A 17215-nucleotide genomic window follows, 5' to 3' on the forward strand; every position below is an offset into this window, starting at 1 on the left:
GACGACAAATGCCAAGTTGCCAGACCGGATCGGCGGTCGCCAAGACCCCCTCTTACGATCCGCAGTCGTAGTCGAAGAGAGCCGGCACCGATTCGACCGGCGGTCCGCCCCGAGCGCGCCGATCCTCACGGACCCTTCTGGCCTGCGCAAACACTCGTCAGCCCACCATCAAATAACCTCAAAGTCACGCAAAACGGACATCACTATCCGCCGTCGTGCACCGCATTCACGTGTGAGGGCACTCACCCATCAGGCGCCCTCCACATCACCGACCGACCCACCGCCACCACGCTGGGTCAACACCAGGTGACCGCCATTGAGACCGCCACCACACCCGGCCGAAGATCGCGGACATACCCTCATGGAGGCGATACGCGACGGCGATGCGGTCGCCGGAGTCGGAGGCCGGATCGGTGCGGGCGGTGTAGTCGTCGACCCCGGGGTCTGTGCCGCCGGGGACCGGGATGCCAAGCCGGGGGAAGACCGCCAGGCGCTCGACGAGCTTCTCGACCGCGTCCAGCTCGCCGGGGCGCAGCGCGGCGAGGGCGTGCTCGGCGGCGTCGGAGAGGAAGACGTGCAGCGGGGCCGGGTGTTCGGGCTGGTCGGTCACCGGTCGCCGCCGGCGGCGCGGAGCCGGGCGGCGAAGGTCTCGGTGGCCGGGGTCCACTGCTGGCCGCCGATGGGCGCGGCGAGGGAGGCCATGGCCTGCTCGTTGGCGCGCAGGTCGAGGCGGTGGCGGTAGGTGGCGATGACCTCGGCGACGGCGGTCAGGTCGCCGATCGGGGAGGTGTCGAGGGCGGCGGCCAGGTTCCGCTCGAACAGGTCGCGGTCGCCGGGCAGGCCGTAGCGGGACAGGGCGGTGCGCAGCTCGTGCAGGGTGGCCGGCCGGGGTGTGGCCGCGACCGGCCCGCAAGGGCGAAGCCGAGCGGGCGGATCACAGCTGTTCAAACCCTTGCGGCAGGTCATCAAGTCGATCAACGAAACCTTCAAGGGACAACTCGACCTCGAACGCCACCGCGGCCGCACACCCGGCGGTCGCACGGTCCGCGTCCTCCAACGGATCCTCGCGCTCACCGCCGCCATCTGGCACAACGATCACACCGGCCAGCCGGTCATGCGGGCACTGACCGCCTACGACCACTAAACCCCTTGGAATCGATCATCTAGTGCTGATCGGCGATTCCGGCACCGGCAAGTCCCGCCTGCTGATCGGCATCGGCACTGCGATCACCGGGACCGGCCTGTCGGTGCGCTACACCACCACCAGCGCGCTGGTGAACGAACTTGCCGAAGCCGACGCGGCCCGCCGCCTGTCCTCCGTGATCGCCCGCTACAGCAAGATCGATCTTTTGTGCCTGGACGAGTTCGGCTACCTCAACCTGGACCGCAAGGGCGTCAAGCCGCTGTTCCAGATCTTCACCGAGCGCGAGGAGCGAAGGGCCACGGCCGTCACGACGAACTCACCCTTCACCAAAGCGCACATGTTCCGGCGAACCTGTGCGAGCTGACGGCGAGATTCAACGGGTTCCAGCTGGATTGCCGCGGTCGAGAAACCGACGGACGTCTACGGCAAGGGCGGTCATCTGTTCCCCACCCTCCAGCCAGGTGGTGACCGAGGCTTCCCAGGAGTCTTCCCGGGTGGTCCATGGCCGGAGAGTCCAGGTGAGGCCGACGTGGCCACCGGACCGGAAGACGGCCCGCAGGGCGAGGTGGTGGGTGCTCCAGGTGCGCTCGCCCTCCCAGCCGCGGAAGTCGGCGGCGAGCTTGTCGAGGAAGTCAGCCAGGTACTCGGGCCCCCAGACCCAGGTGATGACCGAGTCGAGCCGGGCTTGGAGGCCTTCAGCGTGCAGTTCCACCGCGAAGCCGGTCCCGTACTCGTCGGGGAAGTAGCGGTCGGAGAGCCTGACCTGGGTGGTCGGGTCGTCCTGGCTGCGGACGATGACGGCCGACGTATCGGTGAGCTCGGTGTCCTTGGCGTTCATCCGCTGGACAGTAGACGGCTTCGCGTCGGAAGTCATCGCGATTCTGCTCGACTGGGCAGGCGGGAGGCGTCGACGTGATCGGCGAGATAGATCAGGGTGGCTTGCGGGTCCATCCCGAAGGCGGCGGCCACGAGCTTGGGGTCCATGGTGTTCGCCAGGTCGACAAGCCGGGTGCTTCGAATCATCCGGGGCGGGTATCCGCAGTCGTCAAGGACATGGGAGAGATAGGCAGTTGACGCCGGACGCCTCCCGGCCTTTGTCCCTTTGGTGACCATCACGTGAGGGTCGGCCGTCGGCCACGCCGCACGTGAGCGAGACAGCGGTGCAACACCGTCCAGGAGGCCGGGTCCAGAGGGACGGGGTGGGGCCGCTTTCCGAGCCGGACCGTCTGGGCCACCGGGTCGACGTGGGTGGTCTGCAGCATCCGGACCTCCGACAGCCGCGGGCGCCGCGACCCTCGCGGTCACCACCCTCCATGAGGTCGCCGAACGGAAGCTCGCGGCGATGGACACCACCGCGCTCACCCGCCTCGACCCGCACCTGGAGACGATTGTGCTGAATCCTCGGACCGTCGGCGTCCAGGCGCGTGCCCACAGTCCCGTCCGGGACTACGCCAAGGACGGCGTCCGCATCGCCTACGTCTCCGAGCTGCTCAGCACGGTCGTCCTCGTCGCCTACGTCGAGGTCGACCGACACGGATCTTCTCCCCGGGGCCTTACCAGCTGGGCCCCGGACCCCGGGAAGCCCTCTCGACCCACCGTCGCCCACCGGAGACCTGCCGGGCAGGCGGGGTGCGGGATCGCGTTCTGCCGTACCGTGCCCCGACGCCGGAGGATGGATTTTCACCGTTTCGGTGGCGCCACGACCAGCTGCTGAGGGATCGTCGATCCCGCCGCCCGCAGCGCGGGCGCGCGTCAGGCTGACGCCGGAGAACGGGTACCGCTGTGCAGGAGACGTGGACGACGGACGAGTTCGGGGCGTCGCACCAAGGCCGGGTCGGTGTGCTGCTGGCAGACGGCACCGTTCCCCGCCCGTCACCTACATGACGGCGAATGGCGGCGGCGGACCGACGACCTCGTTCTGGACCGCCTACACCGGAGGGCACTTCGGCCTCGCCCCCAAGGCTCACGCGCTGCGCGCGGTGTGCTCCTGCGGATGGAGCGGTCCCGCTCAGCCCGCCGATGTGGACGAACCCGAAGGGGAAGAGCCGGAGTTCGGCAACCAGGCCTACGATGTCGCGGACACCTGCCAGGAGCAGTGGGACGAGCACATCACCGAGGTGGAGCGTGCAACGGTGCCATTGCCGGAGGGGGTCACCGACCTGCTTCGCCGACTGGGGGAGGAGATCGAGAAGCTGGGCAGCACCTCCCCGGTGGCGGCGCTGCGGGCGGCCCGGAAGCTGGAGCTGGTAGCCGGTCAGGTCGGCCACTGGCCGGCCCGCGCGGTCAGGAACGAGATGACCCCGCAAGCTGCAGGCGCCGCTCTCGGTCTCGACGACGACGGCGTCCGGCGCCTGCTGACCCGGTTCGGATCCACAGCCACCTACGCCGAGTTCCGTCTTTAGCCCGACGTCAGCGGGAGCAGTGCACCCGCTGGGCACGGCTTGCTGCGGTGGGTAGCAGATGGTATTTCCGGGGGCAGGCCGATCATGTCCTGCTACTCCTCGGCGATGCCGCCGCCACCGATGGCGCGGCTCACGACACAGAGGCCCGCCCGTGACCACCACCACCCAGGGCGAAGATGGCCGGCTGACGCGCGCAGTAAGAGAGGGCGCCCGGCCAAATCTGGTGGTCGGGCGCCCGCTTGCGTACGCACGGCACCCTGCCCGAGTCCCTAAGACAGCCGGGCTCCAGCGGCCCGCCGGGGCGACCGCGGGCGAGGCGTGGACCGGAACACCAGCGAGCTCGGCGGCGCGCGGCGACTTGCTCGCTGGACAGCGCACGGCGGGCGCCAGCGCTGTCGGGGGTGTAGCCGACGGTCAGCCCGGCGCCGTCCAGGGTGGGCCCGGCCCCGTTCCACACCGCGCCGTCCTCTTCCACACCGCGCCGTCCTCACCGCGTTCGGCGGCTGCGACGAGCCGGTCCCGCGCCTCACGCAGCCGTCCCAGGGAGTAGGGCGCCTGGCGGACGGTCGCGGCGATCCCCGCCGGTGCGTGGGCCAGCAGGTCGGTCACGTGCTCGGGGACATCGCCGTGCCAGTACAGCGTCAGGTGCCCCAGCTCCGGGTCGATGGCGTGCCCGGCGTAGCCGGGCACGTACGCGCGCTGGCCCTCGCTCACCCCGAGGACCGCGTCGGCCAACTGCTCCAGCTCGCCCTGACGCCGCAGCACCCCGGGATCTACGACACCGGCCCGGCGGTGGCCGGTGCCCGCCGTCGACGACGAGTCCGCGTGGGCAGGGGCCGCAGGGAGCAGGGCGAGCACGGCGGCCCAGGCAAGCAGCACCCTCCTGCTGGTACGCGTCCGCCCAGTACCGCACGGCATGCACCGCCGCGGCCAGCGCGCATCCGTCCTGTCACCCGCACGGGCGACGACACGAAGGCGGTCCGGTGCCGGACTGGTTGCCGATGGCGTTAACGGTCTGAAGTGGCCCCACTTTTCCGGGGCGAACTGGCTCCACCCTGCGACTACGGTGAGGATCGTTCCGGCCTCAGCCGGCCCCGTCTTCCGGCGCGAAACGGCCCCAGCTCGGTTCGGCCGGGGTGGGAGAATGCTCTGCGTCACTAGGTGGAGGGCGCGGTCGGTGCTGACGCGCGGGAGGGGGAGGACATGACTCTGAGAGCACTGGGTTTCTGGAGGTCTGAGCGTGCACCGGAGCTGCCGGATCCGGTGCCACTGGTGGACGATGAATGGGACGAAGAAGAGCGATGGCTGGTCGCGATGTACCTCGATCAGGGCCAGCTAGGACGCGAGTTCATGGGTTTTTCCCGGTGCCGCATCTGCCACTGCGTCAACGGCAATGCCGAGCGGATGGACGACGAGTTCCTATGGCCCAGCGGACTCAGCCACTATGTGAGCGACCACTCGGTCAAGCTCCCCGCAGAGTTCATCAGCCATGTTCTGCATCGACTCGATGCGATGGAAGAAGGTGACTTCGACTTCACCTGGTGGAAGGAGCAGGCCTACCAGGCCTGAGCCGGTGGGCCTACTTCGGGTTCCGCTGCTGTTTGGCCTTGGTCTGGGCGAGGCGGTAGGACTCGGTGCCGGTCTCGATGATGGTGCCGTTGAAGAGGAGGCGGTCGACGATGGCCGCGCAGAGCCTGGGGTCGGTGAAGGTCCTGGTCCAGCCTCCGAACGATTCGTTCGAGGCGATGGCCACGCTGTTCTTTTCCTCACGTTCCGTCAGAACCTGGAACAGCATCTCGGCGTCGCGGCGGTCCAGTTCGAGGTATCCCAGCTCGTCGATGCAGAGGAGGTCGACGCGGCCGTATCGGGCGATGGTCTTGGTCAGCTGCTTCTCGTCGGCGGCTCGACGAGTTCGTTGACCAGCTTGGCAGCGAGCGCGTATCGGACCCGGAACCCGGCCATGGCGGCGGCCGCCCCCAGGCCGATCAGCAGGTGGGACTTGCCGGTGCCGGAGTCGCCGATCAGGCAGAGCGGCTCGCCTTTCCTGATCCACTCGCAGGTGGCCAGATTGTGGATCTGAGCCGGGGTGACGTTCGGGTGGCGTTGTAGTCGAAATCCGAGAGCCACTTCGAGCGTGGGAAGCCGGCCGCGCGGATGCGGCGCTCGGACCGGCGCCGGTCGCGGTCCTCACACTCGGCCATCAGCAGCTCGGCAAGAAAGCCGCGGTAGGACAGATGCTCGCGTTCGGCGCGGGAGGCGGTATCGGCGAACTGGGCCCGCATCGTCGGCAGCCGCAGGACGCGACAGGCAGTGTCGATGGCGGCATCTGCAGCACGCTCGGTCAGGGTGTGGTGCGGGCCATTCATCAGGAGTCCCTTCCGGGTCGGTGGTGCAGGAGTTGGTCCGCGACGTGCGCTCGCCGGCCAGGTCACCCAGGCCTCGCCGAAGTCGACCTCCGCGTCCATGCCGGGCTGGTTGTGCCGGATCACGAACCCTGCGGCTGGAGCTGCCCCGGCGGCCTCGGCGATTTCCTGACGTCGCTGGTGGACGTAGTCCCACACTGTCGAGTACGCGATCTCGGCACCGCACTCCTGCCGAAGCCGGGTCAGGATCCGCTGCACGGTGTGACGCTGCTTCGGTGGAGCCTCCAGGTCGTCCAGCAGCTATTGGTCGATCGTCTTCTTGAACACCTCCAGCCTGGGCGAATGCCGCCGGGGCGTGCGCCGCGGAGTCGGCACCGGCGAGGACAGGGCCTCACGCACCAGTCGCCGATGGACCCGGTACGTGCGCGCCAGCGCGCGAACCGACGACCCCTGCCGCCAGGAGTCTCGGCGGATCTGCAGGAACAGCTCTTCCATCGAGGACGCCACCCGGCATCGCCCCCTCACGGCGACCTGCACCGAGCGTCCCAGCCAACCGGCCGGGGTGGGGCCAACTCAAGCCGGAACAACCCCCGAACGCTCCCGTACGCCCCACCGGTGGGGCCAACTCGGACCGGAAGAGTGCGGCCAACTCGAGCCGTTAATGCCATGCCGAAGCGCGCGTCGGTCAGGACGCCTTTCGCCGCGGCCGGCCTTGGCGGCGGTGCTCTCCTTGGCGCCGGCTGGCTTGGGGGAGTGGCCGGTGCGGGCGCCCTGGGTCCGGCCGGCGCTGGTCCTGCCCTGTTTCTCGGCGTGTTCGCCCTTGCGGGCGCTCTCCAGGCTCTGGCGCAGGGCGTCCATGAGGTCGATGACGTTGGTAGCCTCGGGGGCGGGGCCTGTTGCTCGTGTTCACCATCGGGACGAGCCCACCCCTGACCGGCGCCGCACCGCGGACGGCTCGGAGCGCCGGCCGGCGCTCCGAGCTGATCCCGGTCCGAGCCCGGTCCGTGAGAAATCCCCTTGAACACCGGGCCGCCCCTTCCCCTACGGTGGTCTTGATCATCTCGCTCGGATGAATGGCGCGAGATGTCGGATCGGGGGATCAACCATGTACTTCGGCCTACTCGGCCCGCTCGTCGTCCGCCCCGGGAACACCGATCGCGACCAGCGGGCGGTCGGCGGCCCCAAGGTGCGCACCCTGCTCGCCACACTGCTGCTGGAGGCCAACCGGCCGGTCCCGCCGGACCGGCTCAAGGCCGCACTCTGGGGCGACCGGCCGCCGGCCTCGGCGAACGCCTCGCTCCACAACATGCTGGCCAGGTTGCGGACGCAGCTCGATGACGCACCCGGCGACCGCTTGCGCTCCACACCGCTCGGCTACCTGCTGAGGGTCGCCGACGGTGAACTGGACGCCCAGCTCTTCGACCTGGGCGTCCGGCGTGCCCGTGACGCGCTGATGCGCGAGGACTGGGCCTCGGTGCGACGGGAGTCGACGGCGGCGCTCGCGCTGTGGCGCGGCGTACCGCTGCTCGAGTTTCCGGACCTGCCGCAGGCGCAGGTGCCACGCCAGCAGTGGCAGGGCACCCGACTACAGGCGCTGGAGTGGCGGATCGAGGCGGAGCTTCACCTCGGTCAGGTGCGGGGCCTGGTGCCCGAGCTGACCGGGTTGACCGGCGAGCACCCGCTGCACGAGGCCTTCCACGCCCAGCTGATGCTGGTCCTGCACCGGCTCGGGCAGCGCTCCGAGGCTCTGGCGGCCCACCAGCGCCTGCGCCGCACACTGGTGGAGGAGCTCGGCACCGAGCCCGGAGTCGGTGTGCAGAACGTCCTCGAACTGGTGCTCAGGGATGGCCCCGCTGCGCCCGAGCCAGTCACGACGACCCCGTCCGTGCTCGACGTGCAGGCCCAACTTCCCTCCAGAATCGCCGACTTCACCGGCCGCCGAGCCGAGTTGGCGGCTCTGACCGGCCTGCTCGAGGCCCCTCCCGCCGCCGACGTGCCCCGGGTGGCGGTCGTCTCGGGAATGGGCGGCATCGGCAAGACCGCTCTTGCCGTCAACGCCGCCCACGCCGTGAAGCACCACTACCCGGACGGCCAGCTGTACGCGGACCTCCGGGGCTTCGGAGCCGCCCCCGCACGTGATCCGCACGAGCTGCTCGCCGTCCTGCTCACGGCCCTGGACGACCGGTCGGCCGGGCCCGGCCGACCGGGTCGGCCGCTTCCCGAGCACACCGACGACCGGGCCGCGCTGCTGCGCACCGCCCTGGCCGACCGCCGGGTCCTGCTGGTGCTCGACAACGCCCGAGACGCAGCCCAGGTCACTCCGTTGTTGCCGGGAGGCTCCCGGAGCGCCGTGATCGTCACCACCCGCAACACCCTCACGGACCTGCCGGCGAGCGTCCGGTTCTCCCTGGCGCCGCTCGACGTCGAGGAACAGCGTTCCCTCCTCTCCCGGCTCTGCGGGCCGGAGCGGATCCAGCGGGATCCCGACGGTGCGCTCCGTCTGCTGGCCGCCTGCGCGGGCCTGCCCCTCGCCCTGCGGATCACCGGCGCCCGGCTGTCGTCCAGGCCGGCCTGGTCCCTGGGTACCCTGGCCGAGCGCGTGGAGGACAGCCGGGGCCGGCTGCGCGCCCTGTCCGTGGGGAGCCTGGCCGTCGACGCCACCTTTGCCACCAGCTACCTCGCGATCCGCGACAGCGACGACCCTGCGGAGCGCGAGGCTGCGCGGGCGTTTCGGCTGCTGGGCCTGTGGGCGGGCCATACGTTGGGGGTGGACGCCGCGGCCGCCCTGCTGGACCGTCCGCGGGAGCACGCGGCCGACTTGCTCGAACGGCTGGCGGACGTCCACCTGGTGCAGACGCCGGAGCCGTGGCGGTACCGGTTTCACGACCTGTTGGGGGAGTTCGCGGCGGAGCGGGTCCGTGCGGAGGAACCGGCCGAGGCGCGCGACGCGGCCGCCCTGCGGCTGGGCATCTGGTACGCGGTCGCCCTGGAGTCGGCCGGCACGGCCGTCGATCCGTCCAGAGCGCCACGTCTCGCCGAACCCCCTGCCGTACCGGCGCCCGCCTTCACCGACCCCCAGCACGCGCTGGACTGGTGCCTTAAGGAGTTGCCCGTCATCAAGGAGGTGATCCGCAGGGCCGCGGACTCCTCTCGCCCCGATCTCACCTGGCGACTCGCGGTCTGGCTGATGGCGTACGCGCACACCTTCTGGTGGACCGGCGAGTGGGACGCGTGCCTGACCCTGGCGCTGAAGTCCGCCCAGGAGCACGGCGACCTGCTCGGCCAGGCCTGGACACTGCGCCGGCTCGGCGCGTCCCACGGTATGGCCTACCGCAACGACGAGGCGATCGAGGCCCTCGAAGCCGCACTGGCCCTCTTCGAGAACCACGGTGACGACGTCTGCAAGGCGGTCATCCTGGGGAACCTGTCCATGGCCTACAACCAGCAGGGCAGGTACGGGGCTGCCCTGGCGTACGCGGAGGTGGCCTGGGGACTCCAGCAGCAGGGCGGAGGGGAGGAGGGCGGGATCGGAGTGCTCGCCGCCCTGGCCCAGGCGTACCTGCAGATCGAGGACTTCGACGCCGCGCTCACGCACTTCCGGGCGCTCCTCGAACGCTGCCGGAGCCGGGGCAACCTGACCTACACCGCCGTGGCCCTGGCCAACCTCGGTGACTGCCTGCGCGGACTCGACCGGCAGGAGGAGGCCTTCGCGGCACTCGACGAGTCCCTGACGATCCGCCGGCGGCTGGGGGACATGAGCGGCATCGCCGACACCCTGGTCATCAGCGGCCGCGCCCACGCCCACTTCGGCCGGCAGTCCGAGGCCCGCGCCTGCTATGAACAGGCGGCCGAGATCGGCCACGCCCACGGCATCCCCGCCCTGCTCCGGCAGGGCCTCGACGGCCTGGAGCGGCTCGGGAACCTCTAGCGGTGAACGCGCCGGTGCCGCCCGGGGGTCGAGGCCCTCGGGCGGCGCCGGCGGGGGTGGCCGTCAGCTGGTGGGTATGCCGGTGGCTACCTGACCGAGGCCGTTCCAGCTCCCGTGGCCGTCGCCGCCGTTCCAGGTGTAGACGGTGGCTGCGTTGGACGGCGGGTCGGTGCGGATGTAGTCCGCGTTGCCGCCGCCGTCGAAGTCGGCGAACTGGACGCGGTCCTGGTCGGTGGTGAGGCCGGTGGCGACCTGGCCCAGGGCCACCCAGCCTCCGCCGGTGTCGCCGCCGCGGTTCAGCCAGACCCGTACGGCGCCGCTGGGGTCGATGACGGCGTAGTCGGCCCGGCCGTCGCCGTCGAAGTCCGCGAGCCGCACCCGGCCGGCGTCGGTCGTCAGCCCGGTGGCGACCTGGCCCCGGTCCTGCCAGCCGCCGCGCCCGTCGCCGCCCTTGTTGAGGAACACGCGCACCGAGCCGTCCGGGTTGACCACCGCGTAGTCGGCCCGGCCGTCGCCGTCGAAGTCCGCGAGCTTCACGCGGTCGGCGTCGGTCGTGAGGCCGGTGGCGACCTGGCCGAGCTCCTGCCAGCCGCCGTGGCCGTCGCCGCCGCGGTTCAGCCAGACCCGTACGGCTCCGTCGGGGTCGATGACCTCGTAGTCGGCCCGGCCGTCGCCGTCGAAGTCGGCGAAGCGCACGCGGCTCGGGTCGGTGGTGGCGCCGGTGGCGACCTGGCCGTAGTCCTGCCAGCCGCCGTGGCCGTCGCCGCCCTTGTTCAGCCAGACGTGCACCGAGCCGTCCGGGTTGAGGGTGATGTAGTCGGCCTTGCCGTCGCCGTCGAAGTCCGCGTACCGGACCCGGCCCAGCCCGCCCGATTCGCTGCCGGTGTTCGACGTTACGGAGGCCCGGGCGGCGCCAGCGGAGTACGCCTGGTCCAGCCCGGTGTAGAAGGCCTGCGCCATCCGGTTGTAGCCGCGGTCGTTGGGGTGGAGGCGGTCGGTCATCTCGGCGGGCGTCAGGGCCGGCGGCTCCACGTACCGGAAGCTGTTCCCTGCCTGGGCCTCGATCGCCTGCAACTGCCGGGCCCGGTCGTTGTAGCCGGACGGCGGGGCCTGGAGGCCCTGGGTGGTGGGGATCACGCCCTCCATGACCACCGCGATCCCGGGCCGGTCCGCGTAGATCCGGTCCACCAGTGCCTTGAGGCGGTCGGGCGCGTGGGTCGGGTCGGTGCTGCGGTCGAGGTCGTTGACGCCGATGTGCAGCAGGACCACGTCCGGGTGGGCCTCGGCGAGCCACTGGTCGATCCCGGCCCGGATGTCGTCGACCATGTAGCCGGAGTGGCCCTCGTGGGCGAGGTCGGACAGCTGGCCGCCGGCCTGGGAGCCCACGAACCGTACGGTGTAGCGGGACTGGCCGGCGACGAGCTTCCACAAGGGAGCCCGGTAGGAGGAGGCGGTGGCGCTGCCGGCGCCCGCGGTGATCGAGTCGCCGAGCGGCATGACGCGCAGCGACGGTACGGCGCCGGAGGTGGCGGCGGCCGGGGTCGCGGCGTGTGCGGCCGGGAGGGCGGTGGTGCCGGCCGCGCCCAGCAGGGCGGTCAGGCCGAGGGCCAAGGTGCGTTTCAAGGTTCCCCCCATGATGTGAAGCGGGTTTAGGGCAGGAGGTGGGGGCTTCGGCTGACGGACCGAAGCCCCCACGTGACAGGTGGCGAGAATCAGGCGCCGGTGGCGACCTGGCCGAGGTTGGTCCAGCCGCCGTGGCCGTCGCCACCATCGTTGCGGTAGACGTTGACCGAACCGTTCGGGTTGGTGGTGACGTAGTCACTACGGCCGTCGCCGGTGAAGTCGGCGAGGGTCACGGCGTTCTGGTCGCTGGTGGTGCCGGTGGCGATCTGCCCGTAGTTGGTCCAGCCGCCGTGGCCGTCGCCGCCGCGGTTGAGGTAGGTGACGACCGAGCCGTTGCCGCCGATGGCGGAGTAGTCGGCCCTGCCGTCGCCGTCGATGTCAGCGAGGCGAACGCGGCTGGGGTCGGTGGTGAGGCCGCTGGCGATCTGCCCGTAGTTGACCCAGCCGGCGCCGGTGTCGCCGCCGCGGTTGAGGTAGGTGACGACCGAGCCGTTCGGGTTGATGACGTTGTAGTCCGCCCGGCCGTCGCCGTCGATGTCGGCGAACCGCACCCGACTGGCGTCGGTCGTCAGGCCGGTGGCGACGATGCCGAGGTCCTGCCAGCCGCCGTGGCCATCGCCGCCGCGGTTGAGGTAGACGTGCACCGAGCCGTCCGGGTTGATGCAGATGTAGTCGGCCCTGCCGTCGCCGTCGAAGTCGGCGAAGCGCACGCGGCTGGTGTCCGAGGTGAGGCCGGTGGCGACCTGGCCGAAGGACGTCCAGCCGCCGCCGGTGTCGCCGCCGTTGTTCAGCCAGACGTTGACCGCGCCGGTGGAGCCGATGGTGATGTAGTCGGCCCTGCCGTCACCGTCGAAGTCCGCCCACTTCACCCGGCCGGTGCCCGCCTCCGTACCGTTGTGGTGGTTCGGCTGGGTCCTGATCATGCGCCACTGGGCGTTGCTGCCCTGGAAGCCCGGCATGCAGGTGAGGGTCTGGCCGTTGAGGAGCTTGAGGAAGCAGCCGTTGGGGCTGCTGATGGTCGTCCAGTCGCCCGTGGTGGAGCCGAACATCCAGGCAGTGTTGTAGTCGTGGGTCCCGCAGGCCACGGACAGGGCGTTGGCGTGGGTGTCCGTGGCAAGGCAGGAACCGCCGGCGGAGAGGTCCTTGAGCTGGTTCTGGGCCTGGACCCCGAACCACTGGTCGGGGCTGCTGCCACAAGGGGCGATCTCCAACTGCGCGACCTCCCAAGTGGGCGAGCCCTGAAGACACAGGCCGGTCGCCTGGTTCTGGATCTCGAACGCGTAGTAGGGCTGTGCGGTCGCCTGCCCCACGGAGAACGACAGACCGGTCGGCAGCATGACGACGACAGTCAAGGCGGCTCTGATGCGGCGGAGTCGGAGGAATCCGGGTTTCACGTGTCCTGCCTCTGGCGTTGGGTGTGCGTGCCCCGCCCCGGGCCTCGCTGCCGGGGCGGTCACGCGGGAACGGCACGAGGCTGGCGGCGACCTCCAACCGCGGCCCAACAATCGACCAACCGCCCGAGGCAGCACCCGGATCAGCGAACCCGGGCCGTACGCCCGACCCGTCGGCGCCCGGGTCCCACGCGTTCGCGCGGACCTCGCCGTCGGTGGGACAGGTGGTGACCCGGAGCGGCAAGAACACCAGCGGCACGGAGAAGGTTCCGTACAGCGCGTTCCGACCAGGCGCCTCGTGGTACCCGCAAAACCTGAGCCAGTGGGTGTGCCCCCGATGCGCCACTGTACTGCGGTCGGCCTGACCGCTTCTTCTTTGGCCCGAGGTAAGAAATCCGCACCTCGGGCTCACTCATTCCTGCGCACCGCCTGACTGCGCCTGCGCGCTCTTGACGTGCCGTCACCGGCGGCTGGAACGTCGTGCAAAACCGCGCAACCGACGTGGTACGGGAGGCCGTCATGACGCTACGGTTCGCCGGGGTGGACCCCAACACCGGCAAGGACGAGAGCCCGATGGTGTGGGTGGACGACGCCAAGAGGGAGCTGGTCTTCCAGGGCATCAAGCCCGATGAGGCGCTGCTGACGGAGATCGGTACGACCGAGTGGGTGGCCGGCCACGCCGTCGGCACTCCCGACCACGAGAATGTGACCCGCATCCCGCTGCGCATGGCGGCGATCATCAGGAAGGCATTGGACGATGCCGAACGTGACGGCCTTCTCTGAGCTGCTGGCCGGCGCCGAGCACTCTGCGGTGCACCTGGAGATGCGCGACTCCTATGGAATCGCCGGCGAGGCCGCGGAGTTCGAGCAGTTCCAGCGAACCGGCGTGCACCCGGACCTCGATCCCGAGGGCGAGGGATGGTCCGGCTGGGTGTCGATGATCCGGGCCGCCGTCGCCCGCGGTGTCGTGGTGCGCCGGGCCCGGATCGTCTCCGAGCCGGTCACCGCGTACATCCGCTACGAGCACGCCGGGACCGTGGTCAACCTCGCGGCCGGCGAACAGGTCCGCTGGCTGCCGCGCCGCCGGGCCTCCGACCTCGCGCTGCCGGGCAACGACTTCTGGCTGTTCGACGGCAGGATCGTCCGGTTCAACCACTTCACCGGCGACGGAGTCTCGGCCGGACCGGAGATGTGCGAGGGCCCAGCCGTCGCGAAGCTCTGCGCGGGCCTCGAGCTGCGCTACCCGGCGCTGCGTACGGAGCCGCGGGGCTGAAACCGGGAACGGCACCCGCTCCACCCGCACGGCACACCCCCGCCCCTTGGAGCAGCGACAGCCGATGCGCGGAACGCGACCGCCGCTGCCGAGCGGATCGGGTCTCCCGCTCCGTCCCCTTCGGCTTCTCCTGCCCGACCGCCGACGGCGTCACCGCTGCCCCCAGTCCCACGGGGCCAGCTGGGCGCCGCGCAGGCACGCCACTTGGTGGACCGCCAGGTCGCGGGTCCGGGAGTCGAGGCGGGCGCGGCGCACGGTGTCCATCACGGCGGTGAGCACGACGACGTCGCGCACGACCTGGTAGCCCGACCACGCGCCGATGCGGTCGCAGGGCATCGCGGCGTCGGTCCGGCCGTGCGCGGTGTAGGTGCGGTGATAGGCCTGCAAGTCGTCGCGGCGGCCGCGCAGCAGCTCGTTGCTCCAGCGCGCGGCGACCAGGTCCCACTCCCGGTGGCCGCGCCACAGCGGTCCGCGCAGCGCCAGCCGCGGGTGCGTCCCGCCGCCGTGGCAGCGAGCGAGTCGTCGGGCGCCGAGGATGACGGTGGGCGGGGTCGGCCAGTCGATGCCTGCCCACTCCGCGCGCAGCCAGGTGGTGCACTCGAACAGGAACCGGCGGGCGGACTCGCTCAGCGGGGTGTCGTCCAGGCCGTCCAGCAGGCCGGCGAACGGGTCGTGGTCCTCCAGCCACAGCGCGGACCCGGGATGGATCCGGTGCACCGCGGCGGTCACCCGGGCGCTCAGTGACTCGTCCCGGCGTCGTTCCCCGGGGTCGTGCCAGAAGGTGACGGCCCGGCCGGCAGCCGTGCGCACGCCGCCGTAGTACGGGGTGACGACGGCCACCCGGTGCTGTTCCAGCAGCTCCGCGCCCCGCACCAGCGCCCATGCCTCGTCCTGACCCGTGTGCACCAGGGCGATCGCGCGCGAGGCGGGCAGCGACCAGACGTCGTGGGGGTGGTCGCTGACCAGCTCGGCGTGGCGGGCGTCGTCGCCGGTGGCCGCGCAGGCCTGGGCCAGGGCCACGTAGGACGCTGTGACGTCCTGTCTGCGGGTGCGGCCGGTGGTCTTGAGTAGCGCGCTGGTGCTCGGTCCGATGCTCACGGAGCAGTCCTTGGGTGCGGAGTCGACGGACACGGTGTCCTGCGGGCTCGCGCCCCGGCGCCGGTGGTCCGGCCGGGCCGGTCCAGGGCGATCGGGCCGTCGTGCGCGGCGACCGTCCGGCCCGCCCCCCTCGGCGCCCTCCGGAAGCAGGCGATGACCGCCCCGCGGGTGGTGGTGACCGACAGGTGGGGTTGGTCCAGCCGTCGGCGGATCCTCACCTCGTTGCCGACGAGACCCGCGGGGAGCAGGTAGGAGTTGCCCTCGAACGGCACGACTCCGCCGGGGTCGACCCTGCGCTGGACGCAGATACGCGCCGGGAACGGCTTCGAGGGCAGGGGCAGCAGGGCTCGGCTGCGGCAGCCCGACCGCCGGTTCCGGCTGCCCAAGCGCTCGGTCAGGCGGTCGAGGCTGTCCTGGGCCGCCTGCACGCCGGGTTCGCCGGCCGCGGTGTCCCACCAGTGGAGGACGACGGAGCGGTGGGCGCGGACGACGGGGTTGGGCGCTCCCGTCCGCGGGCGGATCGCGATGGAGGCACCGTAGTGGATCGCGATCTCGTGGAAGACGGCGGTTACCTTGCCGCCCGTCGAGCAGACCGGCGCGGTCCGGTCGAATAACCAGCGCTCGCCGGTGCCGCCGAGGCGGCGCAGCACCTGGTCCAGGGCTTCCACGTAGTGCGGGAGATCGCTGGTGCCGGCCAGGGCGGCCCGCCAGTGGCCGGATCGCGTGAGCGAGCCCATGAGCAGGTACATCTCTTGCCCGCAGTCCCATTCGACTGGTGGGGCCGGGAGCCGTACCCAGTCGAACTGCACGTCCTCCAGGGGGCCTCGGCCGGGGCTGGCCCTCCCGCGGTGGCGCGGTCCGCGACGCGGCCACATCAGATGCCTGCGCAGGGCGCGGGTGAAGGTCGAGTAGGCGCGGTTGTAGCCCAGCTCGACGATCTCGCGGTGGAGCATTCTCGCCTGCAGGTGCGGATCGTCGTCGAGGCGCTGCCGGCAGTACGGGACGAACTGCAGGAACTCGTCCCGGGTCTCCGCCCGGACCCCTACGGTCCGCTCCCCGTTGAGGTAGGCCGTGACCGTCTTGCGGTCACGGCCCATACACCGGGCGATCGCCGAGATGGACCAGCCCTGGTGGCGCATGGCGCAAATCTCTCGGTATTCCTCTGCACTCAGCATCCAGACCCCCGGGTATCGGAATTTCGTCGCAAAGCGCCTTGAATTATCGGCGGCCGCCAGGCATGGTCGAAAATACAGCATGCGACCGAACCACTCAAGGAGCGGAAACGTTTCTTTCCGGATATGTCATGGGCAATTTCAGGGAGCGAGTTTACCGCCACCCCGACCGGGAATTCCACCCCGGCTTCGCAATACAATCACGTACACTTATCGGGGAATTCTGCCGAGCGGCGCGGGAATTGCATTGAAGGACGCTCGAATCGCGCGCGCCGTGAGGACCGGTGCCGAACCGTTCGTGCGGCGGGCACGGCCGGCGGGGTCCGGGACGGCGCGCGCGGCCTCACAGCGGCAGTCGGCAGGAAACCGTCTTGGTTCCGTCGAGATGGAAACGGTACCCCCACGAGCCGGCGATGCTCTCCACCAGGAGCAGCCCGCGCCCGCCTTCTTGGGAGGCGGTTGCCCGGTGCGCCCGGGGAGCAATCCCGGAGCGGTCCCGGATCCCGATCGACAGCCACCGCTGCTCGAGCGCGATGGTCACCCTGATCCGGTGCTCGCTATCGGTGTACCGGATTGCGTTCGTCAGGAGCTCTGAGGTCAGGAGTTCGGCGTCCTCGGTGAGGTGTGCTATATCCCAGAGTCTGAGGATGGCGTTCACGGCACGGCGCACGGGTCCCACGCAGTGGGTCTCCGGCAGGACGAACATGGTGACGCGCCGTCCCTGCGTGTCGTGCGGGCCCGAGCGTGGCGAGGTCATGGTCGTTCCCCGATTCCCTTCCCCGGGCAAGGCCGGGATCCCGTGCTTGGCGGTCCGGCAGTGG

17 protein-coding genes and 2 pseudogenes are annotated in these 17215 nt (G+C 70.8%); 8 read left to right on the plus strand and 11 right to left on the minus strand.

What is annotated here, in order from left to right; translation table 11 throughout:
• Positions 1-265: 265 nt before the first annotated feature.
• Positions 266-610, minus strand: coding sequence for a hypothetical protein (locus tag BG452_RS03285; protein ID WP_188302606.1), 345 nt, complete (start codon positions 608-610; stop codon positions 266-268).
• A 289-nt stretch (positions 611-899) separates the two neighbouring features.
• Between BG452_RS03285 and BG452_RS03290 the strand changes: the two are divergent.
• Together BG452_RS03290 and BG452_RS03295 are read left to right on the plus strand one after the other, a co-directional pair.
• Positions 900-1144, plus strand: a pseudogene (locus tag BG452_RS03290) (IS982 family transposase); the annotation flags it as partial.
• Between the two features lie 22 nt (positions 1145-1166).
• Positions 1167-1508, plus strand: a complete 342-nt coding sequence (locus BG452_RS03295; protein ID WP_317620880.1) for an ATP-binding protein — start codon at positions 1167-1169, stop codon at positions 1506-1508.
• A gap of 9 nt (positions 1509-1517) precedes the next feature.
• On the opposite strand, the gene BG452_RS03300 is transcribed toward BG452_RS03295, so the two are convergent.
• Positions 1518-2018 (minus strand): DUF6228 family protein, encoded by a 501-nt coding sequence (locus BG452_RS03300; RefSeq protein ID WP_223241691.1) that lies wholly within the window; start codon positions 2016-2018, stop codon positions 1518-1520.
• Positions 2015-2167 (minus strand): hypothetical protein, encoded by a 153-nt coding sequence (locus tag BG452_RS45245; protein ID WP_223241692.1) that lies wholly within the window; start codon positions 2165-2167, stop codon positions 2015-2017. The genes BG452_RS03300 and BG452_RS45245 overlap by 4 nt, the downstream gene beginning before the upstream one ends.
• Before the next feature lie 319 nt (positions 2168-2486).
• Between BG452_RS45245 and BG452_RS03310 the strand changes: the two genes are divergently transcribed.
• Both BG452_RS03310 and BG452_RS03315 read left to right on the plus strand, forming a co-directional pair.
• Entirely contained in the window at positions 2487-2858 is a 372-nt protein-coding gene (locus tag BG452_RS03310; protein WP_188302607.1) for a hypothetical protein, read from the plus strand.
• 166 nt (positions 2859-3024) lie between these two features.
• Positions 3025-3546: a hypothetical protein gene (locus tag BG452_RS03315; RefSeq protein WP_223241693.1), complete on the plus strand. Its 522-nt coding sequence runs from the start codon at positions 3025-3027 to the stop codon at positions 3544-3546.
• A 414-nt stretch (positions 3547-3960) separates the two neighbouring features.
• On the opposite strand, the gene BG452_RS03320 is transcribed toward BG452_RS03315, so the two are convergent.
• Positions 3961-4425 carry a hypothetical protein gene (locus BG452_RS03320; RefSeq protein WP_188302608.1) on the minus strand — a complete coding sequence of 155 codons (465 nt, stop codon included), beginning with the start codon at positions 4423-4425 and terminating at the stop codon, positions 3961-3963.
• A 393-nt stretch (positions 4426-4818) separates the two neighbouring features.
• Between BG452_RS03320 and BG452_RS03325 the strand changes: the two genes are divergently transcribed.
• Complete coding sequence (locus BG452_RS03325) at positions 4819-5115, plus strand: hypothetical protein (protein WP_188302609.1); 297 nt, start codon at positions 4819-4821, stop codon at positions 5113-5115.
• A 10-nt stretch (positions 5116-5125) separates the two neighbouring features.
• Here the strand turns inward: BG452_RS03325 and istB are convergent.
• Together istB and BG452_RS03335 are read right to left on the minus strand one after the other, a co-directional pair.
• Positions 5126-5912 (minus strand): annotated as a pseudogene (istB, locus tag BG452_RS03330) (IS21-like element helper ATPase IstB).
• Positions 5913-6209: 297 nt separating this feature from the next.
• Entirely contained in the window at positions 6210-6404 is a 195-nt protein-coding gene (locus BG452_RS03335) for a hypothetical protein (RefSeq protein ID WP_188302610.1), read from the minus strand.
• Between the two features lie 610 nt (positions 6405-7014).
• Between BG452_RS03335 and BG452_RS03340 the strand changes: the two genes are divergently transcribed.
• A complete protein-coding gene (locus BG452_RS03340) occupies positions 7015-9837 on the plus strand; it encodes an AfsR/SARP family transcriptional regulator (protein WP_188302611.1) in 2823 nt (940 codons plus the stop codon).
• A gap of 63 nt (positions 9838-9900) precedes the next feature.
• Here BG452_RS03340 and BG452_RS03345 read toward each other — a convergent pair whose 3' ends face one another.
• Positions 9901-11460, minus strand: coding sequence for an FG-GAP-like repeat-containing protein (locus BG452_RS03345; protein WP_223241694.1), 1560 nt, complete (start codon positions 11458-11460; stop codon positions 9901-9903).
• Between the two features lie 89 nt (positions 11461-11549).
• Entirely contained in the window at positions 11550-12812 is a 1263-nt protein-coding gene (locus BG452_RS03350) for an FG-GAP-like repeat-containing protein (protein WP_223241695.1), read from the minus strand.
• Positions 12813-13370: 558 nt separating this feature from the next.
• Here BG452_RS03350 and BG452_RS03355 point away from each other — a divergent pair.
• Both BG452_RS03355 and BG452_RS03360 read left to right on the plus strand, forming a co-directional pair.
• Positions 13371-13634: a hypothetical protein gene (locus tag BG452_RS03355; RefSeq protein WP_188302613.1), complete on the plus strand. Its 264-nt coding sequence runs from the start codon at positions 13371-13373 to the stop codon at positions 13632-13634.
• On the plus strand, positions 13609-14124 hold the full coding sequence (locus tag BG452_RS03360; RefSeq protein WP_188302614.1) for a DUF6879 family protein: 516 nt from the start codon (positions 13609-13611) through the stop codon (positions 14122-14124). The genes BG452_RS03355 and BG452_RS03360 overlap by 26 nt, the downstream gene beginning before the upstream one ends.
• Positions 14125-14274: 150 nt before the next feature.
• Here the strand turns inward: BG452_RS03360 and BG452_RS03365 are convergent, their stop codons facing one another.
• The 3 genes from BG452_RS03365 to BG452_RS03375 form a co-directional block, all read right to left on the minus strand.
• Positions 14275-15222, minus strand: coding sequence for a hypothetical protein (locus BG452_RS03365; protein ID WP_188302615.1), 948 nt, complete (start codon positions 15220-15222; stop codon positions 14275-14277).
• Positions 15219-16361, minus strand: coding sequence for a Mu transposase domain-containing protein (locus BG452_RS03370; RefSeq protein ID WP_188302616.1), 1143 nt, complete (start codon positions 16359-16361; stop codon positions 15219-15221). The genes BG452_RS03365 and BG452_RS03370 overlap by 4 nt, the downstream gene beginning before the upstream one ends.
• Before the next feature lie 376 nt (positions 16362-16737).
• Positions 16738-17151: an ATP-binding protein gene (locus BG452_RS03375; RefSeq protein ID WP_188302617.1), complete on the minus strand. Its 414-nt coding sequence runs from the start codon at positions 17149-17151 to the stop codon at positions 16738-16740.
• Positions 17152-17215 lie beyond the last annotated feature (64 nt).

Source organism: Streptomyces sp. CBMA123, from assembly GCF_014596465.1.
GTDB lineage: Bacteria > Actinomycetota > Actinomycetes > Streptomycetales > Streptomycetaceae > Kitasatospora.

Excerpts from the sequence above, each read along its gene's own strand:
- BG452_RS03300 (WP_223241691.1), bottom strand. The coding sequence starts at position 2,018 with ATGACTTCCGACGCGAAGCCGTCTACTGTCCAGCGGATGAACGCCAAG.
- BG452_RS45245 (WP_223241692.1), bottom strand. The coding sequence starts at position 2,167 with ATGATTCGAAGCACCCGGCTTGTCGACCTGGCGAACACCATGGACCCC.
- BG452_RS03310 (WP_188302607.1), top strand. The coding sequence starts at position 2,487 with ATGGACACCACCGCGCTCACCCGCCTCGACCCGCACCTGGAGACGATT.
- BG452_RS03315 (WP_223241693.1), top strand. The coding sequence starts at position 3,025 with ATGACGGCGAATGGCGGCGGCGGACCGACGACCTCGTTCTGGACCGCC.
- BG452_RS03335 (WP_188302610.1), bottom strand. The coding sequence starts at position 6,404 with ATGGAAGAGCTGTTCCTGCAGATCCGCCGAGACTCCTGGCGGCAGGGG.
- BG452_RS03340 (WP_188302611.1), top strand. The coding sequence starts at position 7,015 with ATGTACTTCGGCCTACTCGGCCCGCTCGTCGTCCGCCCCGGGAACACC.
- BG452_RS03355 (WP_188302613.1), top strand. The coding sequence starts at position 13,371 with ATGACGCTACGGTTCGCCGGGGTGGACCCCAACACCGGCAAGGACGAG.
- BG452_RS03360 (WP_188302614.1), top strand. The coding sequence starts at position 13,609 with ATGCCGAACGTGACGGCCTTCTCTGAGCTGCTGGCCGGCGCCGAGCAC.
- BG452_RS03370 (WP_188302616.1), bottom strand. The coding sequence starts at position 16,361 with ATGCGCCACCAGGGCTGGTCCATCTCGGCGATCGCCCGGTGTATGGGC.
- BG452_RS03375 (WP_188302617.1), bottom strand. The coding sequence starts at position 17,151 with ATGACCTCGCCACGCTCGGGCCCGCACGACACGCAGGGACGGCGCGTC.